Here is a 14,812-nt window from a genome sequence, read left to right as displayed (position 1 = left end):
GAAGATGTGTGCCGGCCCCCCGACACGAAGATCGACGTGTCGGGGGGCCGGGTGGTTCCCGGAACCCCGGGCGGGTGCGGCCGGACCGGGATCCGGCGGCCGCTCAGACCAGGGCGCGGCCGAGAAGGTACACGGCGGGCGCGGCCGCCGTCAGCGGCAGGGCCACGCCGGCCGTCATGTGCACGAAGCGGGACGGGTAGTCGTAGCTGGCCGTCCGCAGGCCGACGAGGGCGCAGACGCCGGTGGCGAGGCCGAGCAGCGCCCCGGCGGCGCCCATGCCGGTCAGGGTGCCGGCGGCGATGCCCGCGCCGGCGGCGGCGAGCAGCGAGACGACGAGCGAGACGGGTCCGGGCAGCGGGAGCGCGCGGGCGAGGACGGTCGCGGCGACGGCGACCGAGCCGGCCACCACCGCGTCCGGCTCGGCGCCGAGGTGTCCGGCGGCGAGGACGGTGAGCGCCGCGGAGGCGACGGTGGCCATGAGGCCGTACATCCGCTCGTCGGGGTCGGCGTGGCTGCGGAGCTGGAGGACCAGGCTGAGCAGGACCCAGACGCCGAGGGTGCCGAGGATCGCGGGGGCGGCGTGCTCGCGGCCGGCGGCGAGCAGGGCGGCGTCGGCGACGAGCCCGCCGAGGAAGGCGAGCGCGATGCCCTGCCGGGCGGGCCACATGCCGTTGAGCCGGAACCAGCCGGCGGCGGTGAGTCCCTGGAGCGCGACCAGCGGCAGCAGGAGGCCGTACGGGCCGAGCGCGGCGCCGCCGGCGAGCAGCAGGGCGAGGACGGCCGTCAGGGCGGCCGGCTGCATCCCGGGCTCGATGATCGGCGACCGGCCCTCGGCACGTGCGCGCTGGGCGTCGGTGATCCGGGCGTTCCCGGAGGTGGTCGGCGAGGAGTACGCGGGGCCGTCGGGGGCCTCCGCGGACGCCTCGACGGGCGCGGGGGCGGGCGCGGGGGCGGGCACCGGAGCGGCGGCGTACGCCTGGGGCGGGTCGTACGGCTCCGGCTGCGCGTACGGCTGCCGGGGCTGCCCGTACGCCTCCGGGGCGTACGCCTGCTGGGGGTACGCCTCCTGGGGGTATGCGTACGGCTGCGGGCTCTGCGCCTGCTGGGCGGCGGCCTGGTACCCGTACGCGTCCTCCGGGCGGACCGCCGGCTGGTACGTGGTGTCCCAGGTCTGGCCCTCCCAGGTCTGGGTGACCGAGGGGTCGTACGCGTTCGGGTCGTACGGCTGCCCGCCGTACTGCTGCTCGTTGCTCATGCTGTGGGGTTCACCCTCCTGCGAACGGGGGGAGCACCTCGACCGTGCCGCCCTCGGCAAGCCGTACCGTCTCATGGCCGCGGGTCCCGACCGGGTCGCCGTCGACGAGGAATGAGCACCGCTGGAGGACCCGGACCAGCTCGCCCGGGTGGTTCGCGCGGGCCGCGTCCAGGGCCTCGGCGAGGGTCTCGGCGGTGTACGGCTCCTCGGCGACCCCCGCGGCGGCCTTGGCCGCGGCCCAGTAGCGGATGGTTCCCGCTGCCATAGCGGCGCTCCCTTCGTTCGTGTGCGCGCCGCTCACCATGATGGGCTATCGGCGGACGAGCCAGGCGCCGAGCCGGTCGAGCAGCTCCTCGCCGGCGGCGTTCTCCGCGTGGCCCATGCCGGGCTCCAGCCACAGCTCCGCGTCCCCGGCGGCGGCCAGGGTCCGCGGGTGGTCGAGGGGGAAGTAGGCGTCGCGGTCGCCGTGGACGACGAGCAGCGGGGTCGGCGCGATCCGCGCGGCCGCCTCCACGGGCGAGAGGGGGACGGGGTCCCAGCCGCGGTGGTCGATGCGGGTGCGGAACCCGTACCGGCCGACGAGCCGGCCGGCCGGGCGGGTGACCACCCAGTGGACGCGGCGCATCGGGGCCGTCCCCCGGTAGTACCAGCGGGCGGGGGCGGAGACGGCGGCGACCGCGTCGGGCGCGGCGTCGGTGCCGCGGTCCAGGGCGGCCTGGCGGAGGACGACGGAGCCGCCCATGGAGAAGCCGACGGTCGCCACGCGCGCGTGGCCCTGTTGGCGGGCCCAGCGGACGGCGGCGGCGAGGTCGAGGACCTCGCGGTCGCCGACGGTGGAGAGGCCGCCGGATCCGCCGTGGCCGCGGAAGGAGAAGGTGACGACGGCGGCCGCGTGCCGGCCGAGGACTCCGGCGGCGCGGCGGACGGCGGGCCGGTCGAGGGAACCGGTGAAACCGTGCGCGACGACGACGGCCGTGTCGGCGACACTGGCCGGGAAGGGTTCGTGGAGCGCCTCGATGCGGACGCCGTCCTCCGTCCGCAGCATTGCGCGGCGAGGTCCGGAAGTGAGCGAGGAAACATCCATCATGTGAAATCGGCCCTCGGCCTCGGAACTCATGTGGGCTATTCTCCTAGGCAGAGGATCCGGGCGACGTCGCCACCGGGTCCTTTTGCGTTTTCCGGCCGTTGTTACGGACGGATGAACAAAAGCTCTCGGGGCGCGGGAGCAGCACGTGAGACCGCAGTACCGCACGCAGTACCGCAGACGTCCTCGCAGGGACCGAGGAGGAACCGAGTCATGGACGAGCGTACGAAACACGACCGACCGACGAAGCCGACGAAGCAGGCAGGTGGGGTGTCGCGATGAGTTCTCTGCTGCTCCTGACCAACGCCCTCCAGCCGTCGACCGAGGTGCTTCCGGCGCTCGGTCTGCTGCTGCACAACGTGCGGGTGGCCCCGGCCGAGGGGCCCGCGCTGGTGGACACCCCGGGCGCGGACGTGATCCTCGTCGACGGGCGGCGGGACCTGCCGCAGGTCCGCTCGCTCTGCCAGCTGCTGCGCTCCACCGGCCCCGGCTGTCCGCTGGTCCTGGTGGTCACGGAGGGCGGTCTGGCGGCCGTCACCGCGGACTGGGGCATCGACGACGTCCTGCTCGACACCGCGGGTCCCGCCGAGGTCGAGGCGCGGCTGCGGCTCGCCCTGGGGCGGCAGCAGATCGTCGCGGACGACTCCCCGATGGAGATCCGCAACGGCGACCTGTCGGTGGACGAGGCCACGTACAGCGCCAAGCTGAAGGGCCGGGTCCTGGACCTGACCTTCAAGGAGTTCGAGCTCCTCAAGTACCTCGCGCAGCACCCGGGCCGGGTCTTCACCCGGGCGCAGCTGCTCCAGGAGGTGTGGGGGTACGACTACTTCGGCGGCACCCGGACGGTCGACGTCCATGTGCGGCGGCTGCGCGCGAAGCTCGGGCCGGAGCACGAGTCGCTGATCGGCACCGTCCGCAACGTGGGATACCGCTTCGTCACCCCGGAGAAGGTGGAGCGGGCCGCCGAGGAGGCGCGGGCCAAGGAGGCCGGCGAATCCGGCGGGACGAAGGGGGCGGAAGCGGGGCAGGACGCCCGGGAGGAGGCCCGTACGGGCGCCGGAGTCAAGGGCGCCACGGCCGACACGACCCGTTAGGGGGACGGTAACGTGGCGTATGACACAGGGCGACCTGCCGGTAGGTAGGTCACCCCGCGTAGACTTCCGCGCGTGGCCAAGGTGACGCGGGATGACGTAGCGCGACTGGCGGGTACTTCGACCGCGGTCGTGAGCTACGTCATCAACAACGGACCCCGGCCGGTCGCCCCGGCCACGCGCGAGCGTGTCCTCGCCGCCATCAAGGAGCTGGGCTACCGGCCCGACCGGGTGGCCCAGGCGATGGCGTCCCGCCGCACCGACCTCATAGGCATGATCGTCCCGGACGCGCGCCAGCCCTTCTTCGCGGAGATGGCACACGCGGTCGAGCAGGCCGCCGCCGAGCGCGGGAAGATGGTCCTCGTCGGCAACTCCGACTACCGCACCGAGCGCGAGATCCACTATCTGCGGGCCTTCCTCGGCATGCGGGTCTCCGGGCTGATCCTGGTCAGCCAGGGCATGAGCGAGCAGGCCGCGAGCGAGATCGAGGCGTGGGACGCGCGCGTGGTGCTGCTGCACGAGCGGCCCGAGGCGATCGACGACGTGGCCGTCGTGACCGACGACATCGGCGGCGCCCAGCTCGCCACCCGGCACCTCCTGGAGCACGGTCACCCGTACGTGGCCTGCCTCGGCGGCGTCCCCAACACCCCCGCCGTCGGCGACCCGGTCGCCGACCACGTCGAGGGCTGGCGGCGCGCCATGCAGGAGGCCGGCCGGTCGGTCGAGGGCCGGCTCTTCGAGGCCCCGTACAACCGGTACGACGCCTACCAGGTGGCCCTGAAGCTGCTGGCGGGCCCGGACCGGCCGCCGGCGATCTTCTGCTCCACCGACGACCAGGCGTTCGGCGTGCTGCGGGCCGCCCGCGAGCTGCGGATCGACGTGCCGGGCGAGCTGGCGGTGGCGGGCTTCGACGACGTGAAGGAGGCGGCGCTCACCGATCCGCCGCTGACCACCGTCTACTCCGACCGGCCGGCGATGGCGCGGGCCGCCGTGGACCTGGTCCTCGACGACTCGGTCCGCGTCTCGGGCTCCCGCCGCGAGCGCGTGAAGCAGTTCCCGTCGGCGCTGGTGGTCCGCCGGTCCTGCGGCTGCCACTGACCGGCCCCACCCCCTTCCCCCTGCTCTTTATTTCGGGCATACAGGGTTCTGTCGGGCTTCTCAGCCGGTCCTCAGACCGTTCTCATCTGCCGGGCCGAGCATCAGAGCCATGACGGACCACCAGCAGCCCCAGCAGCCGTACTACCCGCCGCGCCCGCCGTTCGAGCCGACGCGGCCGATCACCACCGAGCCGGGCACCACCGTGTGGCCGTCCGGATCCGGCGGCGGGTACACCCCTCCCCCGGCCGAGCCGCCGTACGCGACGGCCGGCCCGGCACCCGCCGCCGCACCCGTCTCCCGCCGGCGCGCCAAGCGCGGCGTGGGCCTGATGGCGGCCGTCGCCATCGCCGCGGCGGCGATCGGCGGCGGCACCGCGACCCTCGTGCAGCAGCTGACCTCGCCCGCGCCCGTCACCGCCGCGTCCTCCTCCGCGGTGACCGGCACCAACGTCTCCGCGAGCAGCACCGGCACGGTCGCCGGGGTCGCCGAGGCCGTCTCCCCGTCGATCGTGGAGATCTCCGCGCGCTCCACCTCAGGCGCCTCCACCGGCTCCGGCGTGATCATCACCGGCGACGGCGAGATCGTCACCAACAACCACGTGATCTCCGGCGCCTCCGAGATCACCGTCCGGACCAGCGACGGCAGGACCTACCAGGCCGAGGTCGTCGGCAGGGACCCCGACAAGGACCTCGCCCTGATCAAGCTGAAGGACGCCTCCGGGCTGAAGGCCGCCACCCTCGGCGACTCGTCCCGGGTGAAGGTCGGCGACGAGGTCGTCGCCATCGGCTCCCCCGAGGGCCTCACCGGCACCGTCACCAGCGGCATCGTCTCCGCGCTCGACCGGGACGTCACGGTCGCGAAGGACACCGAGGACGCCGGGGGCGCCGACTCCCAGGACACGCAGCGGCAGTGGGACCCGCGGCAGGGCTGGCCGTTCGAGTTCGGCGGACAGCAGTTCAACGGCGACACCGGCAGCTCCAAGACCACGTACAAGGCGATCCAGACCGACGCCTCCCTCAACCCGGGGAATTCCGGCGGCGCGCTGATCAATATGAACGGCGAGATCATCGGGATCAATTCGGCCATGTATTCGCCCAGTTCTTCGAGCGGTTCCACGGCCGGCAGCGTGGGCCTCGGATTCGCCATCCCGGTGAACACCCTCAAGGCCGACCTCGACGCCCTCCGGTCGGGCGGCCAGAGCTGAACGCATGGGACGCTGACCCCATGAGCAGCGGGCAGCCGAACGCAACCGAACGCATCCTCATCGTCGACGACGAACCCGCCGTCCGGGAGGCCCTGCGGCGCTCCCTCGCCTTCGAGGGGTACGCGACCCGGGAGGCCGTCGACGGGGTCGACGCGCTCGCCGCCATGGAGTCGTACGCCCCCGACCTCGTCGTCCTGGACGTGCAGATGCCCCGCATGGACGGGCTCACGGCGGCCCGCCGGATCCGGGCCGCCGGCTCCACCGTGCCCATCCTGATGCTGACCGCCCGCGACACCGTCGGCGACCGGGTCACCGGCCTCGACGCGGGCGCCGACGACTACCTGGTGAAGCCCTTCGAGCTCGACGAGCTCTTCGCCCGCATCCGCGCCCTGCTGCGCCGCAGCTCGTACGCCGTCCCCGCGGCCTCCGCCGCCGAACCCGCCGACGTGCTCGCCTTCGAGGACCTGCGGATGGACCTGGCGACCCGCGAGGTCACCCGCGCCGGACGGCCCGTCGAGCTGACCCGCACCGAGTTCACGCTCCTGGAGATGTTCCTGGCGCACCCCCGGCAGGTCCTCACCCGCGAGCAGATCCTCAAGGCCGTGTGGGGCTTCGACTTCGAGCCGAGCTCGAACTCGCTGGACGTGTACGTGATGTACCTGCGGCGCAAGACCGAGGCGGGCGGCGAACCGCGCCTGGTCCACACCGTGCGCGGGGTCGGATACGTGCTGCGCGGCGGAGGCGCGACCGAATGACCCGCCCCCGCACCCCCCTGGCCTGGTTCCGCTCCCGGCCGCTGCGCTCCCGCCTCGCCCTCCTGACCGCCTTCGCGGTGGCCGTCGCGGTCGCGGCCGTCTCCGCGGCCTGCTGGTTCGTGACCCGGGCGCAGCTGGAGAGCGAGATGGACGCGGCGCTGCGCAACACCCGGCTCGACCCGCTGGCGGTCCAGAACCTGATCCGGCTGTGCCAGGCGGACCAGGAACCGCCGCCGGCCGCCGGCTTCACCGTCCAGATCATCGACGCGACCGGCGGCGTCTGCACCTCCGGCGAGGCGGCCATCCCGGCCGGGGAGGGCGACCTGGCGGTGGCCCGAGGCACGCTCGCGTACCTCCTGCACACGGCGAAGGACGCGGACGGGCGCGAGATGCGCGTCTACACCTACCCGCAGCCGAGGCAGCCCGGCCTCGCCGTCTCGGTCGCCCGCCCGCTCGCCGAGATCGACAACTCCCTCTCCACCCTCGGCTGGGTGCTGCTGCTCGTCTCCGGCATCGGCGTCGTCGGCGCCGGCGCGGCCGGGCTGTGGGTGGCCAGGACCGGCCTGGAGCCGGTGCACCGGCTCACCGGGGCGGTGGAGCACGTGGCCGCGACGGAGGACCTGACGGTACGGATCCCCGCCGAGGGCGAGGACGAGATCGCCCGCCTGTCGCGGGCCTTCAACCAGATGACGGCGGCGCTGGCGACCTCGCGGGACCGGCAGGCGCGGCTGATCGCGGACGCGGGGCACGAGCTGCGCACCCCGCTGACGTCCCTGCGCACCAACATCGAACTGCTCGCCCGCAGCGAGGAGACCGGCCGCGCGATCCCGCCGGAGGACCGGCGGGCCCTCATGGCCTCGGTGAAGGCGCAGATGACGGAACTGGCCGCGCTCATCGGCGACCTCCAGGAACTGGCCCGCCCGGACGCGGTGCGCCCCGGCCCCCTGGAGGTGGTCCCCCTCCACAAGGTGCTGCGCTCGGCGCTCGACCGGGCGCGGCTGCGCGGCCCGGAGCTGACCTTCACCACCGACCTGGCGCCCTGGTACGTCCGGGCGGAGCCGGCCGCCCTGGAGCGGGCCCTGGTCAACGTCCTGGACAACGCGGTGAAGTTCTCGCCGCCGCGCGGGACGGTCGAGGTGACGCTGATGCGGGGCGAGCTGACGGTCCGCGACCACGGTCCGGGCATCGCCCCCGACGAACTCCCCCACGTCTTCGACCGCTTCTGGCGCTCCCCGTCCGCGCGCAGCCTCCCCGGCTCGGGCCTGGGCCTGTCGATCGTCGCCCGCACGATGAGGCAGACGGGCGGCGCGGCGACCCTCGCGCCGGCGGAGGGCGGCGGCACCCGCGCCACCCTGACCTTCCCGGGCGCCCCGACCCCTCCGCCGGAGGTGGCGGGCTGAGGGGCGGCCCTACTGGCCGACGCGGCCGTCCACCCGTTCGCGGAGGAGGTCCGCGTGGCCGCAGTGGCGGGCGTATTCGGTGATCTGCATGGTGAGGAGTTCGCGCAGCAGGCCCCCGTCGGGAAGCGCCGCGCCGAGGTCCGGCGCGGCGGCGAGGAAGCGGTCGGTCGCCTCCGCCTCCTCCTTCCAGCGGCGGCGGGCCTCCTCGACGACGGCCGGGTCGGGCACGGCGCCGGTCCAGTCGGCCTCGCGGTCGTCCGGGGTGCGGTAGATCCGGGGCGCGTCCTCGCCGGCGAGGCGGCGGAAGTGGCGTTCGTCCTCGGCCATGTGCCGGATCAGGCCGAGCAGCGACATGGTGGAGGGCGGGACGGAGCGGCGGGCGAGCTGCTCGGCGTCCAGGCCCTCGCACTTCAGCTCCAGGGTGAGCCGGAAGTGCCGCAGGGCGTCGAGGAGGGCGCCGCGCTCGTCGGTCACCCCCGTACCGCCGCCCTCGCGCGGATCGTCGTCGGGGTCGGCCCACATGTCGGTGTGGACGGTGGAGGTCGTCCACCGTCGGATGTCCGTCTCGCTGGTCTCCATGCGGGCATGGTCGTACGGCGGCGCGGTCCGCGGCCAGCGGATCGCCGCCCTCAGTTGTGCCGGAGCAGCGCCTCCACCAGCCCGGCGCGGGTGGCGGGGAAGTCCAGGGGCACGATGCCGAGGCCGGTGCGGCCGGCCAGTTCGGCGCTGTCGAGGAAGCCGTGGACCCAGGGGTTGAGCCGGTCGGAGTTCCAGCGGGGCGGCAGGTAGGCGGAGGTGCTGACGAAGTTCACGTACAGCGGGCCGGGCTGCGCGACGGCGGCGCGGAAGTGGGACTGGATCTTCGGGTACTTGGCGTCGGGCAGGGCGTTCCAGTCGTCCTGGACGGCGAAGTACCGGGAGTCCGCCCATCGCAGGCCGGGCAGTCCGCCGTTGTCGGCGAGCAGCACGACCCGGCCGCGGGCCTCGCCGAGGAGCGGGAGCGTGTCGCCGATCCGGAAGAGGGACCGCCAGCCGCGCCGGTCGAGGTAGTCGTCGAAGACGGCCCGGAAGGTGGCGTCGGACTCCTCGGAGTACTCCTGCTTGACCCGCATGAGCACGGTCTCGGTGGGGTGCGCGGCGAGGAAGTCGCGGCAGGCGACGAGGACGTCGCCGAACATCATGTTCTGGTACGAGGCCCCGTGGTGGATGGCGAAGGAGCCGCCGGTGACGCGGCAGCGGACGTCGAGGAAGCGGACGCCGCTGTCCAGTTGCTGCGCGATGGTGGTGTTCTGGCATTCGCTCCAGGGGCCGCCGAACCGGGCCCCCGAGTCGTGCGTCCCCGGGATGGTGAGCCGCGCGAGCGCGGTGCCGTCCCCGTGCGCCGCCATCCACGCGCGCGTGTCGACGGCGGCGGCCCGTGCCGCGGGGGCGCCGGCGAGCAGGGCGGCTCCGGCCCCCAGGGCCCCGGTGAGAAAGCGTCGTCGCTCCATGGGACCGGATGATGACAGGTCCGCGTCAACTTGCGCCAGGGTGCCGCCGGGCATGAAGGAGAAGGGGTCGTCCCCCGCCTGTGCGGCGGGGGACGACCCCTCAGGGAACCTCCGGCGTCACTTGACGACCGTGATGCGGCCGGTCGCCGGGGCCTGGAGCGGCTGGGCGGCCGAGGAGTTGGCCGTCAGGTAGGCGATGAAGAGGTCGAGGTCCGACGCGCCGACCAGCTTGTTCGTACCGGTGGCGAGCACCGGGAAGCCGTCGCCGCCGCCCGTGAGGAACTCGTTCATCGCGACCCGGTAGCTCTTCGACGGGTCGATCGGCTCACCGTTCAGCCGCACCGAGTCGACCACGATCCGGTCGGCGCCCGTCTTCGTCATGTCCAGGGTGTAGCTGAAGTTCTTCGACACCTGGAGGATCTTCGGGGACGCCAGATTGGCACCGCTGACCTGCTGCTGGAGCGCGGTGATGAGCTGGGCGCCGGTCAGGTCGACCGCCGTCATCATGTTGGTGAACGGCTGGACGGTGTACGCGTCGCGGTAGGTCACCACGCCGTTGTCCCGCTTGGTCAGCGGCGCACGGACGCCGCCCGGGTTCATCAGCGCGAGCTGGGCGCCGCCCTTGTCGGCCGGGGCCATGCCCGCCAGCTGCGCGTCGGCGATCAGGTTGCCCAGCGGCTTCTCGTAGACGCCCGCGTCGGTCGGGTTCTCGATCGTGGTGGCGATGTGGCCGACGGGACGGTCCGCGATCGGCGCGGCAAGAACGTTCCAGCGCTTGATCAGGCTGCTGATCGCCGAGGCCGGCTCCACGTCACGGGTGACGACGTGGTTGGCGGAGGCGACCGCGGTGCGGACGATGTCCTTCGTGCGACGGTCGTAGGTGAGCGTCGTGTCGGTGTAGAGCCGGCCGAAGGAGGCCGCCGAGGTGACCGTGCGCGGCTTGCCCGACGGGTCCGGGACGGTGCACGCGTACGCCTGGTGGGTGTGGCCCGTGACCAGCGCGTCGACCTGCGGGGTGATGTTCTTCGCGATCTCGACGATCGGGCCGGAGATGCCGGCGCCGGCACCCGGGGTGTCGCAGTCGTAGTTGTACGCACCGGAGGCGGGCGCGCCGCCCTCGTGGAGCAGCGCGACGATCGACTTCACGCCCTTGCGCTCCAGCACCTTGGCGTACTTGTTGATCGTCTCGACCTCGTCGCCGAACTTCAGGCCCTTGATGCCCTCGGCGGAGACGATGTTCGCCGTGCCCTCCAGCGTGACGCCGATGAAGCCGATCCTGACCCCGTCCTTCTCCCAGACGAAGTACGGATCGAGCAGCGGCTTGCCGCTCTTCTCGTCCGTCACGTTGGCCGCGAGGTAGGGGAAGTTCGCCCCCTCGAAGGTCTTGCCCTCCTCGAAACAGCCCTCGACCGGGTGGCAGCCGCCGTTCTGTATGCGGGCCAGCTCGCGCGCGCCCTCGTCGAACTCGTGGTTGCCGACCGAGCTCACGTCGAGCTTCATCTCGTTCAGCGCCTCGATGGTGGGCTCGTCGTGGAAGAGCCCGGAGAGCAGCGGCGAGGCGCCGATCATGTCACCGGCGGCGGCCGTGATGGAGTACCGGTGACCCGCGCGCGCCTGCTCCAGGTGCGTGGCCAGGTACTCGGCGCCGCCGACGCCGTTGATCGTCTCGGTCGTGCCGTCCTCCTTGAGGCGCGTGAGCCGACCCGAGGAGCCGGTCGGCGGCTCCAGATTGCCGTGCAGGTCGTTGAAGGACAGCAGCTGGACGTCGACCATCCGGCCCCAGCCCTTGCCGTTCGTCCCGCCCGCGGCGGCGTCGGCCGCGTCCTGCGAGGCGCCCGCCGGCATCGCGGCGACGAGCGCCCCGACCGTCGCCAGCCCCGCGCCGGCGGCCAGAATCCGCCGCTTGGTCTTGCTCTTCCTGCCGTTCACTGCCATCTCTCCCGTGATCCCCTTTTCCCCTTGCCCCGATTCGCGGCTTTGATCGTTCCTGCGTCCTGCGGACGCAGCCTAAGGTCAACGCGCGTAGCGCAACAGGGGGTAGCTGGTTACAAGACAGTTGCCTCCGGCTGACGGAGTGTTCGCCGTAGGCTCGGAGCCATGACTTCCTCCGACGCGGCGCCCGCCCTCGAACCGGGACGGCAGATCCAGACGTACGACGAGCTCACCCCCGAGCAGGTCCAGGAGGTCATGGACCTGCTCGCCTCCGCGGACCGCGCCGACGGCGTGCACGCCGTGTCCGAACAGGGCCGCCTCTACCTCCGCCACGGCCGCCGCGAGGGAGTGCGCCACTTCCTCCTCACCGTCGGCCCCCGCCTCCACGGCTACGCCCAGCTGGAGGAGACCGACCCGGTCGAGGCGCCCGCCGCCGAGCTCGTCATCCACCCCGACCAGCGCGGCCGCGGCCACGGGCGCGCCCTCGGCACCGCCCTGCTCGCCGCCTCCGGCAAGCGGCTGCGGGTCTGGGCGCACGGCGGCAAGCCCTCCGCCCGGCACCTCGCCCAGGTCCTCGGCCTCACCCTCTTCCGCGAACTGCGCCAGCTGCGCCGCCCGCTGGCCCCGCTGGACATCCCGGAGCCGGTGCTCCCCGAGGGCGTCACGATCCGCACCTTCGTCCCCGGTCAGGACGACGCGGCCTGGCTCGCGGTCAACGCCGCCGCCTTCGCCCACCACCCGGAGCAGGGCTCGCTGGTCCAGCGCGACCTGGACGACCGGATCGCGGAGCCGTGGTTCGACCCGAAGGGCTTCTTCCTCGCCGAGAAGGACGGCGAGCTGGTCGGCTTCCACTGGACGAAGGTCCACGCCGAGGAGCGCCTCGGCGAGGTGTACGTGGTCGGGATCCTCCCGGAGGCGCAGGGCGGCGGCCTCGGCAAGGCGCTCACCGCGACCGGCCTGCGGCATCTGGCGGCGGAGGGGCTGCCGACCGCGATGCTCTACGTCGACGCCGACAACACGGCGGCGGTGCGGGTCTACGAGGGGCTCGGCTTCCGGACCCACGAGGTCGACCTGATGTACCGCTCGGAGTCCTGAACCGAGAGCCGGCAGGGGGCGGTTGACACCGCCCCCTTTCTTGCACCACCCTTTCACTACTTGATTAGTGAAAGGGTGGTGGAAGGGCATCGTGGAGTACCGCATCGACCGGCGCAGCGGCGTCGCCACCTACCTCCAGATCGTCCAGCAGACGAAGCAGGCCCTCCGCATGGGCCTCCTGGAACCGGGCGACCGGCTGCCCACCGCACGCGAGGTCGTCGAGGCGACGGCCATCAACCCGAACACGGTCCTCAAGGCGTACCGCGAACTCGAACGCGAGGGCCTCGTCGAAGCCCGCCGCGGCCTCGGCACCTTCGTCCGCGCCACGCTCGGCACCACCTCCCCCGCCGACTCCCCCCTCCGGGGCGAGCTCGACGCCTGGGCCCGCCGGGCCCGCGCCGCGGGGCTGGACCGCGAGGACATGGCGGCGCTCTTCACCGCCGTACTGACACAGCACTTCGAGGGGGACGAGGACAGGTGACCACGCACACGGTCCTGGGAGCGGAGCTCCTGGGCAGGAAGTACGGGGGCCGGAGGGGCGGCTGGGCGCTCCGGGAATGCGACTTCGCCCTCCCCGCCGGCCGGATCTGCGCGCTCGTCGGCCCCAACGGCGCCGGCAAGTCCACCCTCCTCGCCCTCGCGGCCGGCCTGCTCCGCCCCACCGAGGGCACGATCACGGCCCCCGCCCGCGAGGACCTGGCCTACGTCGCCCAGGCCAAGCCGCTGCACCCCCGGCTCACCGTCGCCGACACCCTCCGGATGGGCCGCGAGCTCAACCCCGGCCGCTGGGACGACGCCGCCGCGCTGCGGGCCGTCGAGGGCGGCGGGTTCTCCTCCGACACCCTCGTCCACCACCTGTCCGGCGGCCAGCGCACCCGCGTCGCCCTCGCGCTCGCCCTCGGCAAGCGCGCCGAACTGCTCCTCCTGGACGAGCCGATGGCCGACCTCGACCCGCTCGCCCGCCACCAGCTGATGGGCCTGCTGATGTCCGACGCCGCCGAGCGCGGCACCACGGTCGTCATGTCCTCCCACATCCTCACCGAGCTGGAGGGCGCCTGCGACCACCTGATGCTGCTCGCCGGGGGCCGGATCCGCCTCGACGGCGCCGTCGACGACCTGCTCGCCGCGCACACCCTGCTGCGCGGCCCGGTCGGCGACCTCGCCCCGCACACGGTCGTCGAGACCCGCACGACGGGCCGTCAGCTCACCGCGCTCGTACGGCGGGAGGGGCCGGTCGAAGGCCCCTGGGAGACCAGCGAACCCTCCCTGGAGGAACTCCTCCTCGCCCACCTCCGCCACCCCGAAGGAGCCCCCGCATGAGCACCCTCGCCCCCAAGGGCCCCACCTGGGTGACGCTCCGCCAGTACCGGCGGACGCTGTGGCTGGCGGGCGCGCTCGCGCTGCTCGCGCTGGCCGTGGTCGCGGGGCTGCGGATCTGGGCCGCGCGGCATCCGGTGTCCCCCATGAAGGACGGCGTCTGGGCCGCGTCCCCCGACAACGACGGCTACCTGATGCTCCGCTGGTTCCTGGAGTACGTCGGTTTCGCCGGCATCGCACTGTCGGGCCTCGTCGCCGCCGTCGTCGCGGGCCCGATGGTGGCGCGCGAGTACGAGTCGGGGACGTACCAGCTCTCCCTCACCCAGTCGGTCGGTCCGGCCGAATGGCTCCGCTCCAAGCTCACCGCCGCCCTCGTCGCCGGCGTGCTCGCCGCGCTCGCCGTCATGGGGATCTTCTGGTTCGGCCGGCTCGGCGTCCGGGAGGGCTGGGACTACCACTGGAGCCACGCGGGGACCTACGCGGCGACCGGCGTCACCGTCTTCGCGTACGTCCTCGCCGCCGTCGCCTTCGGCGCCCTCGTCGGCCAGCTCGTCCGGCGCACCGTCCCGGCCATGGCCGTCGCGGCGCTGGTCATGGGCTCGCTGATCGCCGTCTTCAACGGGTACCGCTGGTCGCTCCTGCCGACGGAACGGGAGACCTTCCCGCTCGGCGGCCGGTCCGGGCTCTCCCCCGACTACCTCCACATGGACAGCGGCATGCTGACCTCGTCCGGCGCGTCGTTCGACCCGTCGATCTGCTGGAAGCGGGCGAACGCGACGCCGGGGTCCGACGCCGAGCCCGGGCTGTGGGAGAAGGTGGAGAAGCAGTGCTACGCCGAGCACGACGTCACCACCCAGTTCATCGACTACCACCCCTCCTCCCACTTCTGGCCCACCCAGCTCATCGAGACCGGCATCGTCCTCACCGTCGCCGCCCTCGCCGCCTACGCCGCCTTCCGGGTGCTCCGCGCCCGCCACCCGTAGCGGCCCATCACCCGGACGGGTGAAAATGGGGGCGGGGGCTGTCACAGGCCCCGCCCCCGATTCCCGTACGACATGTCGTCGTTACCGGCCATTCAGACGCGCTTGCGA

At 73.3% G+C, this 14,812-nt stretch carries 15 protein-coding genes; 9 read left to right on the top strand and 6 right to left on the bottom strand.

What is annotated here, in order from left to right; all coding sequences use genetic code 11:
- Positions 1-103: 103 nt before the first annotated feature.
- Genes IF73_RS0119495 through IF73_RS0119485 form a run of 3 tightly spaced genes read right to left on the bottom strand, consistent with a single transcriptional unit; the run spans position 104 to position 2,372 of the window.
- Positions 104-1,330, bottom strand: coding sequence for a hypothetical protein (locus tag IF73_RS0119495; RefSeq protein WP_420706567.1), 1,227 nt, complete (start codon positions 1,328-1,330; stop codon positions 104-106).
- The gene (locus tag IF73_RS0119490) at positions 1,266-1,520 is read right to left on the bottom strand and encodes a MoaD/ThiS family protein (protein ID WP_031009700.1); all 255 of its coding nucleotides are present in this window, start codon (positions 1,518-1,520) and stop codon (positions 1,266-1,268) included. Before IF73_RS0119490 ends, IF73_RS0119495 begins: the two co-directional genes overlap by 65 nt.
- Positions 1,521-1,565: 45 nt before the next feature.
- Positions 1,566-2,372 carry an alpha/beta fold hydrolase gene (locus tag IF73_RS0119485; protein WP_051717023.1) on the bottom strand — a complete coding sequence of 269 codons (807 nt, stop codon included), beginning with the start codon at positions 2,370-2,372 and terminating at the stop codon, positions 1,566-1,568.
- A gap of 245 nt (positions 2,373-2,617) precedes the next feature.
- Here IF73_RS0119485 and IF73_RS0119480 point away from each other — a divergent pair, with 245 nt between their 5' ends.
- The 5 genes from IF73_RS0119480 to IF73_RS0119460 all read left to right on the top strand — a co-directional run bounded on the left by IF73_RS0119480 (position 2,618) and on the right by IF73_RS0119460 (position 7,887).
- A complete protein-coding gene (locus tag IF73_RS0119480; RefSeq protein ID WP_031009698.1) occupies positions 2,618-3,433 on the top strand; it encodes a response regulator transcription factor in 816 nt (271 codons plus the stop codon).
- 72 nt (positions 3,434-3,505) lie between these two features.
- Positions 3,506-4,528 (top strand): LacI family DNA-binding transcriptional regulator, encoded by a 1,023-nt coding sequence (locus IF73_RS0119475; protein ID WP_031009696.1) that lies wholly within the window; start codon positions 3,506-3,508, stop codon positions 4,526-4,528.
- A gap of 109 nt (positions 4,529-4,637) precedes the next feature.
- Positions 4,638-5,732, top strand: a complete 1,095-nt coding sequence (locus IF73_RS0119470; RefSeq protein WP_031009694.1) for a S1C family serine protease — start codon at positions 4,638-4,640, stop codon at positions 5,730-5,732.
- A 20-nt stretch (positions 5,733-5,752) separates the two neighbouring features.
- On the top strand, positions 5,753-6,487 hold the full coding sequence (locus tag IF73_RS0119465; RefSeq protein ID WP_031009692.1) for a response regulator transcription factor: 735 nt from the start codon (positions 5,753-5,755) through the stop codon (positions 6,485-6,487).
- On the top strand, positions 6,484-7,887 hold the full coding sequence (locus IF73_RS0119460) for a sensor histidine kinase (protein WP_031009680.1): 1,404 nt from the start codon (positions 6,484-6,486) through the stop codon (positions 7,885-7,887). The genes IF73_RS0119465 and IF73_RS0119460 overlap by 4 nt, the downstream gene beginning before the upstream one ends.
- Before the next feature lie 9 nt (positions 7,888-7,896).
- Here IF73_RS0119460 and IF73_RS0119455 read toward each other — a convergent pair whose 3' ends face one another.
- The 3 genes from IF73_RS0119455 to IF73_RS0119445 all read right to left on the bottom strand — a co-directional run bounded on the left by IF73_RS0119455 (position 7,897) and on the right by IF73_RS0119445 (position 11,312).
- Positions 7,897-8,466: a DUF664 domain-containing protein gene (locus IF73_RS0119455; RefSeq protein WP_031009674.1), complete on the bottom strand. Its 570-nt coding sequence runs from the start codon at positions 8,464-8,466 to the stop codon at positions 7,897-7,899.
- 50 nt (positions 8,467-8,516) lie between these two features.
- A complete protein-coding gene (locus IF73_RS0119450) occupies positions 8,517-9,377 on the bottom strand; it encodes a phosphatidylinositol-specific phospholipase C (RefSeq protein WP_031009672.1) in 861 nt (286 codons plus the stop codon).
- A gap of 117 nt (positions 9,378-9,494) precedes the next feature.
- Complete coding sequence (locus IF73_RS0119445; RefSeq protein WP_031009671.1) at positions 9,495-11,312, bottom strand: bifunctional metallophosphatase/5'-nucleotidase; 1,818 nt, start codon at positions 11,310-11,312, stop codon at positions 9,495-9,497.
- Positions 11,313-11,474: 162 nt separating this feature from the next.
- On the opposite strand from IF73_RS0119445, the gene mshD reads away from it, so the two are divergent.
- The 4 genes from mshD to IF73_RS0119425 all read left to right on the top strand — a co-directional run bounded on the left by mshD (position 11,475) and on the right by IF73_RS0119425 (position 14,704).
- Positions 11,475-12,404, top strand: a complete 930-nt coding sequence (gene mshD, locus IF73_RS0119440; RefSeq protein WP_031009668.1) for a mycothiol synthase — start codon at positions 11,475-11,477, stop codon at positions 12,402-12,404.
- Positions 12,405-12,492: 88 nt separating this feature from the next.
- On the top strand, positions 12,493-12,885 hold the full coding sequence (locus IF73_RS0119435) for a GntR family transcriptional regulator (protein WP_031009667.1): 393 nt from the start codon (positions 12,493-12,495) through the stop codon (positions 12,883-12,885).
- A complete protein-coding gene (locus IF73_RS0119430) occupies positions 12,882-13,724 on the top strand; it encodes an ATP-binding cassette domain-containing protein (protein ID WP_031009665.1) in 843 nt (280 codons plus the stop codon). Before IF73_RS0119435 ends, IF73_RS0119430 begins: the two co-directional genes overlap by 4 nt.
- On the top strand, positions 13,721-14,704 hold the full coding sequence (locus IF73_RS0119425) for an ABC transporter permease (RefSeq protein WP_031009662.1): 984 nt from the start codon (positions 13,721-13,723) through the stop codon (positions 14,702-14,704). The genes IF73_RS0119430 and IF73_RS0119425 overlap by 4 nt, the downstream gene beginning before the upstream one ends.
- The last annotated feature ends 108 nt before the right edge of the window (positions 14,705-14,812 follow it).

This window comes from Streptomyces sp. NRRL F-5727 (genome assembly GCF_000719555.1).
Classification (GTDB): Bacteria; Actinomycetota; Actinomycetes; order Streptomycetales; family Streptomycetaceae; genus Streptomyces.
The sequence above is the reverse complement of the archived record's forward strand: the minus strand, read 5'-3'. Positions and strand labels throughout refer to the sequence as shown.